This window comes from Brakhagea slesvicensis (assembly GCF_052161625.1).
Taxonomy (GTDB): domain Bacteria; phylum Planctomycetota; class Planctomycetia; order Pirellulales; family Pirellulaceae; genus JBKCUI01.
Window position 1 is genome coordinate 4,173,648 of record NZ_CP197412.1, and the last position, 16,783, is coordinate 4,190,430.

A 16,783-nucleotide genomic window follows, 5' to 3' on the forward strand; every position below is an offset into this window, starting at 1 on the left:
GGCGCGCTGCGGTCGATAACCGATGTTGGATACGTCTCGGAAGGTCTCGGAGGACCTCTGAATTGCTAGCCAAGCAAAGCTCGACTCATTCAGGGAGGAAGCAGCGGTGAGAAGTCTTCGACGCGAAATGCAGGTCGCTCGCTTAGGGTTGTGGAGAACGGTTGCGTTCTCTGCAGTGACATGCGGGGGTTGGGGCGTCGTCTCTTCCCAGGATTCGCTTCCCTCTGTTGAGGTTCGTTCCCGGACCGCCGAATCGGCTTTGTCGAGTTCTTCGCTGGGCGATGGTGGCCGAGTGGGCGATGGTGGCCGAGTGGGTAATGGTGGCGGGTTGGGCAGTGGTACGGATGTGATCCATTTAGATCCATTGCCAGGGTCGACCGAGCGACCAGTGATCACGGCGATGATTGTTTCGAAGGATGGGAGATTTATCGCGGCTGCGGGGGATGATCATGCAATCCGTCTTGTGTCGCTTCAAGATCGCCGAGTAATGTCCGTTTGGACAGGGCATGTGGACTGGGTGCGTTCGGTTGCATTCTCGGACGATGGACAGCGGATCGCATCCTGCGCGAACGATGGATCGATACGTATCTGGGATACGCAATCGATGAAGCAACTCCACGATGCCCGGGTTCCGCACGCCTTGTACGCTTTGACTTTCACCGATGCCAATACGGTTTACGCCGTCGGCTTCAGCAACAACATTTATCGGTTGGATCTTGGTAAGAATCTCATCTCCATCGATCATAGCAGCGACTGCAGCGATTTGCGCGCCATCGTTTTATCACCGAATCGAAAGCACTTGGCTTATGCAGGTCGGGATGGTGTTTTGCGCGTCCAGCAGTTTGGCGCGGATGCGAAAACGTCTTGGTCTTCCGCTCCCGTTCACTTCAATCGCGTTCGGTCGGTTCAGTTTTCTGACGACAGCAGCACAATCACCACGGTTGGCGAGGATCGCCGGATTGTCCATTTTGACGTGGAAACAAAAGGGGTCGTGGGGCAGACCGAAGTCAAAGGGGGCAAACTGATGGGACTTATTCCGTTGGCTCCTGATCAATTCGCGGTCGCAGGCGCGGACAACACGATTCGAATCGTGGGTTGGAATGACTCCATTCCTCAGACGAAATTGGTAGGTCACGACGGTTCCGTTTGTGTTTTGCAGCGTACGGACAAGTTTCTTATCTCAGCTGGCTTTGACACGACGATTCGGATTTGGGATTTAGAGAGAGCGAGAACGGAACGGGATCGCGACGGTCGGTACTTGCACCCGGTCGCCGCGCAATTCGAAGACGCAGCGGCTTCGACCCCGAGTTCGTTCGTTTCGACTCCCATTCAATAGCCTTGAAACCTCACACACACTCGACGCAACCCTTACAGGAACTTCATTCAGAGGATCGATATCGTGTCTTGGAAACGACGCATTGATCAATGGAAGAAAAGTTTCGGGATGCGTTCCCCTGCGCTTTGTGAACCCAGCAAAGCGAACTCGCTCTCGAACGAGAGATTGGCTACCCAACCTATGAAGTCGCGAGAAAGCAGAACACGCCGCTCGGTTATCGAGTTGCTCGAGTCGAGGCAGCTTTTTAATGTCGATCCGATTTGGGTCGGAGGGGTCTACGTGGAGGAGGATGGCGGGAGCGACTTGCATGGCGATTCGTTCTACATCCAATTCAAAGGTGGTGCAGCGGGTACCAAGCTCACGAAGTTGGTTATCGACCTGGATCAAGGCATCCCGGGTTTCTCGCAAGGCGATAATTTCTTTGATCTCGCGCTGGGGGGCCGCGGTGCGGACCTGGCGTTTCCGTTCCAAATTGTCGGGGAAGATGGAAAGTTCTCAGATTCGAATGTGCGTGCAGAGGTAAGCGATGGAGGGATGCTGCTGACTCTCACTTTCGATAACTTTCGAGCTGGCGATCGTCTCATCTTCTCCGTCGATGTGGATGAAGTTCAGTTCTTTACGCCAGGCGGATCGATTCAAGACTTCAACAATGATGTGGATCCCGTTAGTTCTGGGGCCGAGTTCGCGCGATCCAAGTTGACGGCCTACTTCAATGCCCCTTCTTTTGAAGACGCCGTCGCCTCCACCATCTACTACAGCGAATACGACAACGTTGTCGGTCCATCCGGATTGAATTTGCCTGCCGACAACGAAGGTGGATTTCGAGACCGAACCGCCGGAACTGCGACGAGTATTGTTCAAAAGCCCAAGCCGATTTCGCTCGGGGGTACCGTTTACGTCGACAATAACCTCAACCTCGTTCAAGAAACGGGGGAGCAAGGAATCTCGAACGTACGACTGGAACTTTTCCGGTTGGAGAACGGAGCTTACGTTTCAACTGGTTTCACGACGACCACCGACGCCAACGGCCGCTATGAGTTCGGTACGCAACTCGGATTGATGCCCGGAACCTATCAAATCCGTGAAACGCAGCCAAGCGGCTACTTCAGCGTCGGTGCAACGCCCGGTCGGCTCAACGGAGCTGGCTCGCTCGGCCAAACGGTGGCGAACGATCGGGACGTTCTTACAACCATCAGCATTCCCCTAGGCGATTCGCGCGGGACCGAACTCAACTTCGCCGAAGCTCAACCGGTATCGATCGGCGGATTCGTTTACCACGACCGAAACAACGATGGGATCCGCGGAACCGGTGAGGCCGGGATTGCGAATGTCGAGATTCAAATCGTTTCCTTGGAGAGCACCTCCGGAACGGTTTCTCGCACCATCCGTACGGGAGCCGATGGCTCTTACCGATTCGAAGGGCTCCCACCCGGTCGATACCGCGTGATCCAGCGGGAGCAACCTACTGGTTATCTGGACGGTAAGGACACAGCAGGGCGAGTGAACAATCAAACGCGCGGAGCCGTGACCACCAATGAGCAGATCACCGATATCGTGCTTCAAGGGAACGAGTCTGGCACGGAATACAACTTCGGTGAACTGATCCCCGCGCAGATTTCGGGCACGGTATATCACGATGCGAACAACGATGGGATTCGACAAGTAGGTGAGACCGCGATCGGCAATGTCATCGTTCGTTTGTCGGGCTCGAGCGGCTCGTTCGAGACCCGCACCGATAGCCAAGGACGATACCAGTTTAATAATCTACCTCCTGGTACTTACACTATTGTTGAAATCACACCGGACGGTTACCTCGATGGCAAGGACCGGGTGGGCACCATTGCAGGGCAAGTCGTCGGGACATTGGACGGATCGGATACTATCCGTTCCATCGTGCTAACATCGGGTGCGAGCGGGATCGATTACGATTTCGGAGAACTTCTGCCTAGCAGCTTGAGCGGTTACGTTTACGAAGACATGGACGGCGATTGCGTGCGCGATCCCGGTGAGCCACCGATTGCAGGAGTAAAGATCGAGCTCCTCGACGGGAACGGTACGGTTCTGGAAACGACCTACACCAATGCCGAGGGTCGTTACGAATTCGACAACCTCCCTCCTGGCGTTTATGCGATTCGTGAAACGCAGCCTGCAGGTTACTCCCAGGGCGGGACCAAGCCAGGATCGCTTGGCGGGGATGGCTCGATTCAAGACTTCATTCGTTCCATCAACGTGCCGCAAGGTGTCGAGGGAATCGACTATAACTTCTGCGAGTTTCGACCTGCTGCACTGCAGGGGAATGTGTACGTCGACCTGGATGAAGACTGTGTCCGCGATCCTGGTGAGCAGCCTTTGCCGAGCGTGAAGATCGAGCTGCTCAACAAGGACGGTGTGGTCATTGCAACCACCTTCACCGATGCACAAGGCAATTATCGATTCGAAGGGCTTCGACCCGGCATCTATACCGTGCGTGAAACCCAGCCCGAAGGATATTTTCAAGGCGGACAAACGGCACCTCCGGGCGTTGCACTCACCGATCAGCCCGATTTGATTCGCGAGATCCGGTTGGTGTCAGGCCAGACACAATCCGATTTGGACTTCTGTGAAGTTCCCCCTGCAGCGATTACCGGATACGTCTTCCAAGACGGCGATGCATTACAGACACCCGACGGTCTCCCTCCAGCTTCTCTCTTGGGGATCCGAGATGGACTTCGGGATGCGAACGACAAACCGCTCGCAGGGGTGATTTTGGAGTTGCGAACGCGAACGGGAGAACGCATTTCCTCCAGCAATGCTCTTCCTGGGATCTACGACGGAGAAGTGCTCCGAGTCGTGACCGACGAGAATGGATACTACGAGTTCCGAGGCTTGAGACCCGGTGCGTACCACGTGTATCAAATGCAACCGGAAGGCTACTTCGATGGCCGTGATACCGCGGGATCGAGCTTCGGCAGCTTTGCGATCAACGTGGATGATAGCTTGGATCCCTCCCAGCAAACGCTCTTTGACCAACTCGCTCTCGATGCGGGTTCCAATCCTCGCTTCGATGCGATTTTGATGATCAATCTCAATGCTGGGGATCAAGCCATCGAGAATAACTTCAGCGAAATCATCGTGACCATGCTCCCACCGGAGGATCCGCCCGATCCCCCCGCACCGCCACCTGAAACGCCTCGCCCCAATGTAGAGCCACCCCCTGTCAACGGTCCCGTCACGCTTCCGTTTGAATATGTGCTCCTCATGCCACCGGTCGTCTACGGTCAGCCCGATTATCCGATCGGGGGATACGTGATGGAGTACTCATGGCATTTGAGCGTGATCAATGCAGGGGAGCCCCGCGGTCACCAGCAGAGCAAGACGGTCAGCCGCCAAAAGGTATTGGACAACGCGGTCGTGTTGAATCCGGAACTTTGGACCATCGATACAATGGATCAAGGTCGATGGACTATCGTGTCCACCCGCGCCAATCAACCAAACCGAACAACGCGCGATGCGTTCGATGTGGTCGGAGCCAAGCAACTCGCGGGCGATTTCAATGGCGATGGCAAGGATGAACTCGCATTGTTCAAAGATGGCGAATGGCTCCTCGATATCAATGGCAATGGAGTCTGGGACAACGGTGATTTGTGGGCCAGCCTAGGAAAGAAGGGTGATTTGCCCGTGGTCGGCGATTGGGACGGTGACGGGAAGGATGATATCGGGATCTACGGACCGGAATGGGATGGCGACGATGAAGCGTTGCTCTACGAGCCAGGGCTGCCCGATCCAGAAAATCGACGTATCTCGAAGCCTAAGAATCTTCCGCCCACCGATCAACCAATCCGTGCCGAGCGTTTGATGCAGCGAAGCAAACACGGTGATCCTCGCTCGGATGTGATCGATCACGTCTTCCGATTTGGAAGCGACACGGATCAACCGATCGCAGGGGACTTCAACGGCGATGGCATCGCGACCTTGGGCGTCTTCAATAACGGATCTTGGAAACTCGATGTCAACGGAGACGGTCGATTCGAACGAGAAAACGATTCGTTCTTCGAGTTTGGCAAACCGGGCGATATCGCGGTCGTGGGTGACTTCAACGGCGATGGACTCGATGAAGTCGCCGTGGTTCGCGGCAACGACTTGATCGTCGATAGCAACGGAAATGGTGAGTGGGACGCGACCGACAAAGTGTTCGAAATCGAAGGTGAGGGGGAAAACGTCGTGGTCGGTGATTTCGATGGCGATGGGGTCGACGAAGCTGCCTTCTATGCCAACCTTCCCTTGATGCAAGAACCGAGCGCTCGCACCGCAACGAGATAACTCGCACCGGAAGCACAGCGAATCGGCACAGCGAATCGGCACAGCGAATCGGCACAGCGAATCGGCACAGCGAATCGGGCGGTGCGGATTAGGCCAATATATCCGTGAGGACTTCACCGTGAACGTTGGTCAGTCGGCGTTGGATTCCATTGTGGTAATAAGTCAGTCGCGTGTGATCGATTCCTAGCAAGTGAAGGACGGTCGCATGGAAATCGTACCAATGCACCGGCTTCTCCACCGCTTTCCAGCCGATCTCGTCGGTAGCCCCATAGCCCATCCCTCTCCTGAGTCCCCCTCCGGCCATCCAGACGGAGAATCCGAGCATGTTGTGGTCTCTCCCTGCACCAACCACGTCCGCTTTGGATTGCGTAAACGGAGTTCTGCCAAACTCGGTGGTGAAGAGTACCAAGGTGTCGTCGAGCATCCCTCGCTGACGCAAATCCTTTAGCAACGCAGCAACGGGCTGGTCGATTCGGTGTGCTTCGCGCGTGTGATTCTCCTTGACATCTTCATGACCATCCCAGTTGATACGTGGAGAACCAAACGAACCGCCGGAGAAGAGTTGAACAAAACGAACTCCATTCTCCAGCAGCCTTCGCGCCATCAGACAACGGCGTCCCATACCGTCGGTTTCCTCGGAACCAATTCCATACATGTTCAGCATCTCCATCGACTCGCGATTCAAATCGGTCACGATGGGGACTGCGATTTGCATTTTGGCAGCTAGCTCATAGCTCTTCATTCTCGCCAGGAGTGCGTCTTCTGGTCCCGTCTGTTCCAAAAGTCTTTCGTTCAAGCCGCGGAGGAGATCTCGGGATGCGCGATCCGACTCTGGTGCAATCGATTGTTCAGGAGGATGCAAATCGTGCAGGACGGTTCCTTTACTTCGGAACGTGACACCTTGGTGCTGCGCCGGAAGAAACCCGTTGGACCAATTGATTTCACCACCAGCGGGGTACCCGCGTTCATCGGGCAAAACGACATACGATGGTAGCTCATCGGTCTCGGCGCCTAATCCGTAGGAGGCCCAAGCACCCATGACGGGAAAGCCGTTTAGACGAAAGCCTGTGTTCTCTTCGAATGTAGCCGGCGTATGGTTCGCGGATTCAGCCACCATGGATCGAATGACGGTCAATTCATCGGCAACTTCTGCTAGGCGTGGGAACAAATCGGAGATCCATAAGCCGCTTTCTCCGCGTTGGCGAAAGCCCCAATCGTTCTTCCTAATCAATCCGATCTGATCGAAGAATGTGACAGGGCGGTCTTCCGTCGAAAGGGATTTTCCGTGAAACCGTTCCAACTCCGGCTTGTAATCGAAAGAATCAATATGACTGAAACCACCGCAGCAGCAGATGTGTAGGACTCGCTTGGCGCGCGGCACGTGATGCGGTGTGCCCATAGCTTCGGCCGCTGTTTGGCCGGGCGATCGCATCGGAGGGGCCGCTGACGCCTCCCGATGAACGAGCGACGCCAGGGCGACTCCCGCGAGCGAGTTCGATGCCAGCGAAAGGAGTTGGCGCCGTGCCAGAGAACCTTGCGTGTTCCAAACTGGATTCTCTGGTGCATCCATTTGTTTATCGGACATAGAGAAACTCATTGCTGTTGAGAAGGACCCGCACCAACGGTACTAGCCCATGTTGCATTGCAAATTCGAAGGCATACACACGCTCTTCCATTTCTGGATCACGCATTAGAACCGTGCGATAGATTCGATCGATTGCGTTTTGCATTGACGTGGGGGAGTCGAGCGGAACCGATACGAGATGGGTCGGATGCGCGATCGATTGAGAGATGGAAAAGAGAAGCGGATTGTTGAGCAACGCCAGAGACTGAAGCGGGGTCGTAGTTTCGGCTCGCTTCGGAGTCGCGACGGAGGGGTCTGGGCAATCAAATGTATCAAGCAATGGATTGCGTCCCCCACGAGCGTAGAATCGATAGACGGTACGACGCAGGAAGTGAATCTCGGATTCGTCTTGCGTTGTGTAGGTGTGGGTGCCTTTGACGAACGCGTGTTGCGTATCGCGATACCCAACTCCTCCTATTTCGCGGTTTAAACGGTTTGATATCGCTAGGAGGCTATCGCGGAGCTCCTCCGCACCGAGCCGTTTGGGGGGGAATCGCCAGAGCCAACGATTGTCCGCATCGGACTGTTTCGCGCTCTCGCGTAGACGAGAACTTTGACGATACGCCGCCGACAAGACAATCGATCGGTGAAGTGGCTTGAGGCGGTACCCGTCCTCTTGGAACCGCAGAGCAAGATCTTCCAAGAGGTCTGGATGGCTGGGAACACCACCCTGGAACCCGAAGTCATTGGGGGTGGCTATCAAACCGGTTCCAAAGTGATAGTGCCAAACTCGATTCACCATCACGCGTGCAAAAAGTCCATTCTGGGGGGCCGTGATCCACCGGGCCAATGCGCCGCGTCGATCCGATTCCGTTTTCGATGCGAGAAAAAGGTGATCGCTTCCGGGCCATCTCAAGGCCGGTAGTCCATTCGGTTCCACCAATGGTCCTGGGTTTGCGACTTCACCGCGATAAAAGATTCGGTTGGTTTCCAAGGCGTTTCCTGTATGCGTATACAAAACCTTCCTATTCCCTTCCGCCATTTTCGTTTGTTCGCGCTGAAGCTGCTTGCGTCGTCCCTCCAGCGACTTCATACGCTCTCGCACCTCGACCGGCTGCCCAGCGATAAGTTGTTCGATGGACGAAATCGATCGATCGGGATCCGACGCTAGCCATCGCAATTCGTCCTCTGACAGGAGGCGATCGAACAAGGAGGCTTGGAAGACCTTTCCTCGCAGCGATCGGTTTCCACCAGCAGGGGTGTGACGCAATCCGATGACGACCTGCAACGATATACCCTGTGTTGGCAGCTTTTCGGTGGCGCGATAGTCGATTCCGTAGCGAACACCATTGCGGTAGATTTGAATGGTCCCATCGGGTGCGTACGCGATCGCAATGTGCACAGGGGTGTTCAGCGCGGATACCTCTTTCTCACCTTGAACGGCTCGAGTGCGGACGAAGTTGTTGCTTCCTGCCATCCACTCTTGGGGAGACCGTTCGCCGAATACGATGGCATCGAATTGAGTTCCATCGAGAGTTTGGAGAGAGACGACTCCTCCTCCCGATTGGGAGAGATCGGAGAGTTGAACCCAAGCGGTCAACGTTTTCGAATCTCCACGCAACTCGAATGCGGGGCTTGCTAGGTATCCACCCGATCCATCAAAAGCCGCAAACGTCCCTTCCCTGGTCACCTGGCCATGAGTCGTCCAAGCGAGTGACGAATCGTTGTCCATCGCAGGATCCTTTGCGGACCAGCCGACTCGTGGGATGGGGAGAGGGCGAGGAGCCTCCGCGGTTAATCCGTCCCGTGGAAGTGAGACGCGAGCCGACTGTTGCACCAAAGTGTCAATATCCAAGTCAATCGCATCGATCGCGGCTCGAATCTGCTGCTGCGAACGGAACAACTCTCCTTCGACAGGGAGCGATAGAGACTTTTCACCGTGGCGCACCCCGCTCAAAGAAGCCGCGAACTCATAGTAATTCTGCTGCGAAATCGGATCGAATTTGTGATCGTGGCATCGCGCACATTGGACGGTAAGCCCGAGAAACGTCTGGCCGACTACTCCTACCAACTCCTCCAATTCGTCCTGCTGCATGGCCAGTCGCGCGAGGGGATTTCCTGCCGGCAAGGTCGTGTTGTGAGGTCCGGCAACCAAGAAACCCGTCGCTTCCGCTCCCTCGACAGGGGCGGAAAAGAGCGAGTCTCCAGCAACCTGCCATTGAACAAATTCATCGTATGGCATGTCCCGGTTGAGCGATCGAATGACCCAATTTCTATAGTGCCAAAAGTGGTTGCGAGGTTCGTCGTACTCAAAACCATTCGTTTCACCGAAGCGCACCACGTCTAGCCAATGCCGCCCCCAACGTTCGCCATAATGAGGTGAAGCGAGCAGTTCATCTACCATTCTTTCGTAGGCGTCAGGAGAACTGTCCGCAATAAACCGCTCCAACAGTTCGTTGGGTGGTGGAAGTCCCGTGAGATCCAAATGGACGCGACGGAGCAAGGTTCGACGGTCCGCTTCGGGTGATCGACGAAGGTTTCTTTCGTGAAGCGTTCGATCGATATAGAAGTCTATACGGGTCGGTGCATCGGATGGTTCCGAAGACATTTCGGGGTGCTGGAGCGGCTGCAAGGCCCACCAGTCGTATCCCGCTCGCGAGGAACTCGTAAAAGCTAACGGGTCGATGGGCGTGTCAGGCCAAACCGCTCCCTCCACAAGCCACTGCTTCCAAGCCTTTTTTGTATCCGCATCCAATGGCTTTTTCGGTGGCATCTCATCGCGTTCGATGACCTGCCATAGCAGGCTCTGCAATGGCGAATCGGAATGCAGTACTTGCCCCGAGTCGCTACCTGCGTTGGCATAAGCGCGCGTGGTGAGATTCAATCCACCTTGCGGATCGCTTCCTGCATGGCAGGCCAGGCAATGTTCACGAAGGATCGGGGCGATTTCGACGGGGCTTTCGTCGCCTGGGCCATTGGTGACTGGGCCATTGGTGACTGGGCCTATGTCGGTCGGGGGCTGCTGGGCAAAGACTTGAGCGAGGAGGATCGCAAAAGGGATTCCCAAAACGATGCACCTGGCTAGTCGCCTTAGAAGCGAGGATCGATGTTTTCGTTGGGTGCGGGGAGACACGGTCGGAAAGGGGGCTTTTGGGGGGGAGAGGGGGAGGACGCCAATGCAGGGAGAATGAATTATCATACCAGCTACGTTAGCAAGCCTCGATCATCCTCTCGGAGTTCTTCATGATCCATTTCATTTCCCCCCTTGTCGCAGTGTGGGCCATTGCGTTGTGGGCCATCGCGTGGTTGGGGTGCCCAGTCTTTGGCGCAGAGCCCATGATGGAGACGGTAAAGGTCTTTCCGGCTGGCATGGATGGAGTGACGCTATACAGAATCCCAGGCATGGTGGTAACTCCTGGAGGGACGGTTTTGGCGTATGTCGAGGCGCGGCGCAATACGAGAGCGGACTGGGGGGAAATCGAAATCCATCTACGCCGCTCCGTCGATGGCGGTCGGACTTGGCTACCATCGCAAAACATTGCCCATCGCGGGGAACGCATCGAGGGGAATCCGCGGAAAGCGTCTGGGGGGGAACGGGAACAGACCGTCAACAACCCCGTGATGATCGTCGATCGCGAAACCGGCGCGGTGGAAATGCTTTATTGCATCAATTACGCGCGATGTTTTTCCATGCGCAGTCTGGATGACGGAGCCACTTGGAGCGATCCGGTCGATGTCACAGCCACGTTTGAGCCGTTTCGGAAAGCGTATCCTTGGACCGTGATTGCCACAGGCCCCGGTCACGGTGTTCAGCTCCCCTCCGGCCGACTTGTCGTTCCGATCTGGCTCGCCTACGGAAAGGATGGCGCGCATGCGCCGTCCGCTGCCGCGACCATTTACAGCGATGGCCATGGAAAGAATTGGCTCGCGGGGGAACTCGTCTTTCCCAATCAAGGAGAGTTTGGGAATCCAAATGAAACGATGATTGCGGTGCGTCACGCAGGGGATTGCTTGCTCGTGAATCGAAACGTTTCAATACCGAACCGCAAGCTGGTATCGACCAGCCCGGATGGTGCCAGCGGCTGGAGTACGCCCCGATTTCAGGCCGAACTTTGGGAACCGATCTGCATGGCGAGCATCGCGACTTACATGCACAAGCCCGGGGTGATTCTCTACTCGGCTCCCCGAACGCTCGCACGCGATGCTTCTGGGAAAGAGATCGAAGCGGGACGAGGCAAGCGTGAAAAGCTGACGATCCAGTGGAGCGACGACGATGGCCAGACCTGGCCGAATTCCAAGCTACTTGTCGAAGGATCCTCGGCGTACTCCGATCTCGCCGTGCTCGCCGATGGAACCATTCTCTGCCTCTACGAAGGGGCGGGAGACGTCGAGATCAAACGGCTGAACTGGGAGTGGCTGGTGACCGAAGACTAACACCAAACCCCCGATGTAGAAACGAAAATACCCCTGTGGACTTCCTACGAATTTACTTGGCTGCCCCCAGCGTTTGTAAGTTCGATTTGCCCCGAAGTGATCCACAGGGGTATGCTTTTATTATCGGACAGATTTGTCTTCAAACCCAATTCCCTGTGCACATTTGGGCGTGCGGGTTTCCTCACTGAACCGGCTGCGAAAACGCATGTTTTCCGGGAGGATGTGGTGCTCCACACGCTTCAGAAAAGTGACGCCACGTCAATTGCGCGCAAGTGTGACTCTCTTACACGTTTTGGCCGATTTATAGATCGCATGGATCAGTTCAACACTCTTCCGTCCCTCGACTCCGTCGATCAAATTGGGTGTCCCTTTTTTGAGGGATTTGAGGAAGTCTTCGAACAGGGCTTGGTGAGCTTTGTGTCCGATCGCTGCGGGATCGGAGGCTCCGCCACCGGTCGTGTTCGATTTCATTTCCTCTTGGATCTTCGCGTCGACCTTTAAACTCTTCGCGAAATCCCATTTGATCAGGGCCTCTTCCTCGAGAGTGGCGTAGCCGGTGGAGCCTGCGATTTCCACTCGTTTGAGCGAGCCGGGGTACGCGGCTGTGGTCGCTTCGACCGACCCTAGAGCGCCCGATGCGAACTCAAGGCATGCGACAGCAGCGTCTTCGACTTCGATCCGTTCGTGAGCACGCAGCGCGGTCATGGCGTGAAGCGACTTCACGGGGCCCATAAGCCAAAGGAGCAAATCGATGCTGTGGATCGCTTGGTTCATCAGCGCACCACCGCCGTCGAGTTTCCAAGTACCTCGCCATTGGCCGCTGTCGTAATACTGCTGGGTTCGATACCACTTCACGTAAGCCGCTGCGAGGGCAATGGATCCGAAACGCCCTGCATCGACGGCTTGTTTGAGCAATTGGGCGGAGCGGTGGAAGCGAGATGGGAAGATGGTTCCCAGGCGTACACCTTCTTTTTCGCAGGCCGCAATGAGCCTATCGCAGCGAGCGGGAGTGATTTCCAGTGGCTTTTCCACCAAGACATGTTTTCCGGCGCGGGCTGCCGCGATGCCAGGTTCCAGGTGGGCGCCGCTCGGGGTACAAATGGTCACCACGTCGACGTCGGGGTTGGCGAGCATGGTTGCTAAGTCGGTGTACGCTGTGCCTCCAAACGCTTTGGTGAATTCAGCCCCCTTTTCGGGAGAACGGCTGTAGCAAGCGACCAGCCGCGAGCCTTTCATGTCCGCAATCGCTTTGGCATGAAATTTGGCGATCATACCGCAGCCAACAATGGCCCATCCTGTCATCGTGTGTCCTTCATCAGTTGGGAGGGAATAAGAGTGGTTCTAGTTGATTAAGGATTCGCGAAGCGGAATGCCTCGAGCGTGTTTCGGAGTAGCATGGCGATCGTGAGAGGTCCGACGCCTCCGGGAACGGGAGTGACGGCCGACGCGATCTCTCGGACACCAGCATAGTCGACATCCCCGACGATTCCTTCACCCGATCGATTGATTCCAACGTCGATGACGACCGCGCCAGGTTTGACCATGTCAGCGGTCACAAAATGGGCTTTTCCGATGGCGACGATGAGAATGTCCGCTCGCCGCGCGACCTCTTTCAAATTCGGGGTGCGGCTATGGACACACGTGACCGTCGCGTTGGCATTGCTTTCCCCGCACGGTCCCGATTTTTGGAGGAGCATGGAGACAAGTGGCTTGCCGACGATATCGCTACGTCCGATCACGACGACTTCTTTTCCCTCGGTTGCGATCCCTTCTCGGTGCAACAATTGCATCACGCCGTGGGGGGTGCAAGGGAGATAGCGAGGGCGCCCTTGCGACATAAGCCCTACGTTTTCGGGTGCAAAGGCATCGACATCTTTCCCGGGGGCAACGGCATCGAGGACTTTCCGTTCGTCGATTTGCTTGGGGAGCGGCAGTTGGACCAAGATGCCATGGATAGCAGGATCCAGGTTCAAACGTTCGACGAGGGCCAACAATTCCTCGGTGGTCGTTTGGGCGGGGAGTCGGAAGAGCTGGCTACCGATTCCCGCCTTCTGGCATGCCACCTCCTTGTTGCGGACGTAGACTTGGCTGGCTGGATCTTCACCGACCAAGACTGCGGCCAAGCAAGGTGATTTTCCGGTTCTCTCGATAATCTTCGCTACTTCTGCTTGGACTTCCTGCCGTATTTGGAGCGCGATGGCTTTGCCATCGAGAACGCGTGCTGTCATGCCGCAGACCTGGGATTTCGTTAACGGTGGTGGGGTATTACGGTTCAATCGGGATATCGCCCAAACGACCATCTGTTATATTCTTTGAGATAGTATCCCGTCGAGCACCCTGACCTGCCAGACAATTGTGTTTTGGCCCGAGCTCGGCAATCCCTGTTTGATTTTGCAGAGTCTGATGTCCCAAGCCGAAACGACCACCGAGAAGCTTAGCCCTGTCGAAGGGATCAAAACCGCTAGCCGATACCTTCGAGGCACGATCGGCGAAGAGCTTGGAAAGGACTCCGATCACTTCGGCAAAGACGATTTGCAGCTTCTGAAATTTCACGGCACCTACCAGCAGGATGACCGTGAAGCCCGGGGCGCGGCGACCGAGTCGGGGAAGAGCGAAAAAGCTTACTCGTTCATGGTTCGCAGCCGCATTCCAGCGGGGATTATGACCAGCCAACAACTGCTGGCTCACCTCGATCTCTGCGATGAAATCGGCAACACGACTCTGAAAGTGACCACGCGTCAAGGACTGCAACTCCACGGGATCCTCAAATCCAATTTGCGAGCCTGCATCAAGCGGATCAACGACACGCACCTGAGTACGCTATCGGCCTGTGGCGACGTGAATCGCAACGTGATGGCTTGCCCTGCTCCCTACCGCGATAATGTTCGTCCGGTCATTCAAAAGCTGGCTTATGACATCGCGATGCACCTGGCGCCTCGAACGAGGGCCTACTACGAACTTTGGCTGGAAGATCCCGAAACCGGCGTGAAGACGTTGGAAGGGGGAAGCGACGAAGAGTTTGAACCGATTTACGGCAAAGTTTATTTGCCACGCAAATTCAAAACGGCGATTGCGCTGGCTGACGACAATTGTGTCGATGTGTACACCAATTGCTTGGGCTACATCGCCGTGGTGCGCGACGGACAAATCATGGGTTACAACGTGGTGGTCGGTGGTGGGTTGGGGGTTACCCCGAGCGCGAAGAAGACCTTTCCACGTCTCGCCTCCCGAATGGCCTTCGTCACCAACGAGCAGGCTGTTCCAATCGCCGAAGCGGTTGTGAAAGTACAAAGGGACTTTGGCTATCGCGACGATCGAAAGCGTGCCCGTCTGAAGTACTTGATTCACGACAAGGGGATCGAATGGTTCCGGTCCAAGGTCGAAGAGTATTACGGCTCGAAGCTGGCGGACTGCACCGAGGACGATGTCGTCGAGCACAACGATCACATCGGTTGGGATGAGCAAGGCGATGGGCGTTGGTTCTACGGATTCAACGTGGAGAACGGTCGGTTGTATGACGATGGAAATCGTGCATGGAAAGCGGCTCTGCGGGACATCTGCACCGAGTTGCAACCTGAGATTCGGTTGACCGCGCACCAAAGCATTATCTTCTGCAACATCGAAGAAAAGGATAAGGCGCGACTCGCGAGCTTGATCAAAAAGCGGGGCTTACCGCTTTCAGAAGAGATTTCCAACGTTCGACGCTGGTCGATCGCATGCGTCGCGTTGCCAACTTGCGGGCTCTCTATCACCGAAAGCGAACGGGTTATGCCCGACGTGATGGATGAAATGGAGAAGGTCCTGCTGGAGCTTGGTTTGGACAAAGAGTTGTTCACGGTGCGAATGACCGGTTGCCCCAATGGTTGCGCCCGTCCCTACAATTCGGACATTGGGTTTGTCGGCAAGGCGAAGGGGAAGTACACCGTCTTTGTCGGTGGCACGAGACTTGGAACGCGTCTAGGGTTCATCTTCAAGGATCTGATTCCTCTTGAACAACTCGTGACGACCCTTCGACCTCTCTTCGTGAAATTCAAAGAAGAGCGGTTGGAGTCGGAATCGTTCGGCGATTTCTGTGCGCGAGCAGGCTTGGAGCAACTCCTTGCTTGGTCGGCTCCGCCTGCGGAGTAGCGTTGTCGATTACTCGAATCGATCTGGGTGAATCAGCTCGCTGGCACCCAGTTCGATCAGATCTGCCGCAGATTGCTCCCCTAAATGGAGAGCGTGAAGCAGCTCCAATTGCTCGGGACGTGGCCATTTCCAACGCTGTTCGATCATCTCGGTGAAGTCTTCAGAAAAGACACGTGCCGAGAGAGTGATCGTGGTGCTGTCGATGGTCGCCAAAGCGGCCAGCGGAGTGAGACAACCCGCTTCCAGGGTTCGCAGCAGCGTTCGCTCCACAAGAACCGCAAAATGGGTTTCTCTATGTTGCAGCGATTCCACCACCCGGGTGATTTCCAAATCGTCGTCCCGCGTTTCTAGCCCCAATGCTGCTTGGCCAACCGCCGGAAGCAATTCTTCGTCCGTGAATCGCTGTGTAATGCGATCATCGAGTCCCAGTCGGTGAAGTCCTGCGTAGGCCAGAAGAATCGCATCGAATTCGCCTGACTCCATCTTTTGGATGCGCGTGTGGACATTGCCTCGAATCTCGGACAGTTTCAAGTCAGGGCGAAGTCGCAGCAATTGAGCTCGCCGCCTCGGGGAACCCGTTCCAACTGTCGCGCCCTCGGGCAGGGAGTCGAGGGTGGTGAACTTTGTAGAGAGAAGGCAATCCGAGACTTCTTCTCGCATGGGAACGGCAGCCAGATGCAAACCCGGGACGGGGGCAGTCGGGAGATCCTTCAGACTGTGGACGGCCAAGTCGCATCGGTGGTCGAGTAGGGCTCGCTGGATTTCCTTCGTAAAGACGCCGACACCACCCGATGCACCGAGGGGCGTGGTCGATACATCACCCGAGGTGATGATTTTGACCAGCTCCACTTCATGCCCTGCCGCTTCCAGCAGATTGGTAACATGATGGGCTTGCCAAAGGGCCAATGGGCTTTGACGAGTTCCGAGGCGGATTCGCATGGATCCTCTGTAAGTTGTTAAAGGGTATAAAGTTGCGTTCACGACTCGGCATCGCGAAATTTCCTGATAATATAGCGGAGAGT

9 protein-coding genes are annotated in these 16,783 nt (G+C 55.8%); 4 read left to right on the forward strand and 5 right to left on the reverse strand.

Features of this window, described 5'->3' with window-relative positions:
• The first annotated feature begins 106 nt into the window (after positions 1-106).
• Together SH467x_RS15830 and SH467x_RS15835 are read left to right on the forward strand one after the other, a co-directional pair.
• On the forward strand, positions 107-1,336 hold the full coding sequence (locus SH467x_RS15830; RefSeq protein WP_482368077.1) for a WD40 repeat domain-containing protein: 1,230 nt from the start codon (positions 107-109) through the stop codon (positions 1,334-1,336).
• A 180-nt stretch (positions 1,337-1,516) separates the two neighbouring features.
• Entirely contained in the window at positions 1,517-5,635 is a 4,119-nt protein-coding gene (locus SH467x_RS15835) for an SdrD B-like domain-containing protein (protein WP_482368078.1), read from the forward strand.
• 88 nt (positions 5,636-5,723) lie between these two features.
• Here the strand turns inward: SH467x_RS15835 and SH467x_RS15840 are convergent, their stop codons facing one another.
• Together SH467x_RS15840 and SH467x_RS15845 are read right to left on the reverse strand one after the other, a co-directional pair.
• Complete coding sequence (locus SH467x_RS15840) at positions 5,724-7,220, reverse strand: DUF1501 domain-containing protein (protein ID WP_482368079.1); 1,497 nt, start codon at positions 7,218-7,220, stop codon at positions 5,724-5,726.
• Positions 7,210-10,266: a DUF1553 domain-containing protein gene (locus SH467x_RS15845; protein ID WP_482368080.1), complete on the reverse strand. Its 3,057-nt coding sequence runs from the start codon at positions 10,264-10,266 to the stop codon at positions 7,210-7,212. The genes SH467x_RS15840 and SH467x_RS15845 overlap by 11 nt, the downstream gene beginning before the upstream one ends.
• 176 nt (positions 10,267-10,442) lie before the next feature.
• On the opposite strand from SH467x_RS15845, the gene SH467x_RS15850 reads away from it, so the two are divergent.
• A complete protein-coding gene (locus SH467x_RS15850; protein WP_482368081.1) occupies positions 10,443-11,633 on the forward strand; it encodes a sialidase family protein in 1,191 nt (396 codons plus the stop codon).
• A 258-nt stretch (positions 11,634-11,891) separates the two neighbouring features.
• On the opposite strand, the gene SH467x_RS15855 is transcribed toward SH467x_RS15850, so the two are convergent.
• Together SH467x_RS15855 and folD are read right to left on the reverse strand one after the other, a co-directional pair.
• Positions 11,892-12,935 (reverse strand): Gfo/Idh/MocA family protein, encoded by a 1,044-nt coding sequence (locus SH467x_RS15855; RefSeq protein ID WP_482368082.1) that lies wholly within the window; start codon positions 12,933-12,935, stop codon positions 11,892-11,894.
• Between the two features lie 47 nt (positions 12,936-12,982).
• Positions 12,983-13,861 (reverse strand): bifunctional methylenetetrahydrofolate dehydrogenase/methenyltetrahydrofolate cyclohydrolase FolD, encoded by an 879-nt coding sequence (folD, locus tag SH467x_RS15860; protein ID WP_482368083.1) that lies wholly within the window; start codon positions 13,859-13,861, stop codon positions 12,983-12,985.
• A 175-nt stretch (positions 13,862-14,036) separates the two neighbouring features.
• On the opposite strand from folD, the gene SH467x_RS15865 reads away from it, so the two are divergent.
• Complete coding sequence (locus SH467x_RS15865) at positions 14,037-15,761, forward strand: NADPH-dependent assimilatory sulfite reductase hemoprotein subunit (RefSeq protein ID WP_482368084.1); 1,725 nt, start codon at positions 14,037-14,039, stop codon at positions 15,759-15,761.
• 9 nt (positions 15,762-15,770) lie between these two features.
• Here the strand turns inward: SH467x_RS15865 and hemC are convergent, their stop codons facing one another.
• A complete protein-coding gene (hemC, locus tag SH467x_RS15870; RefSeq protein WP_482368085.1) occupies positions 15,771-16,700 on the reverse strand; it encodes a hydroxymethylbilane synthase in 930 nt (309 codons plus the stop codon).
• Positions 16,701-16,783: the final 83 nt, after the last annotated feature.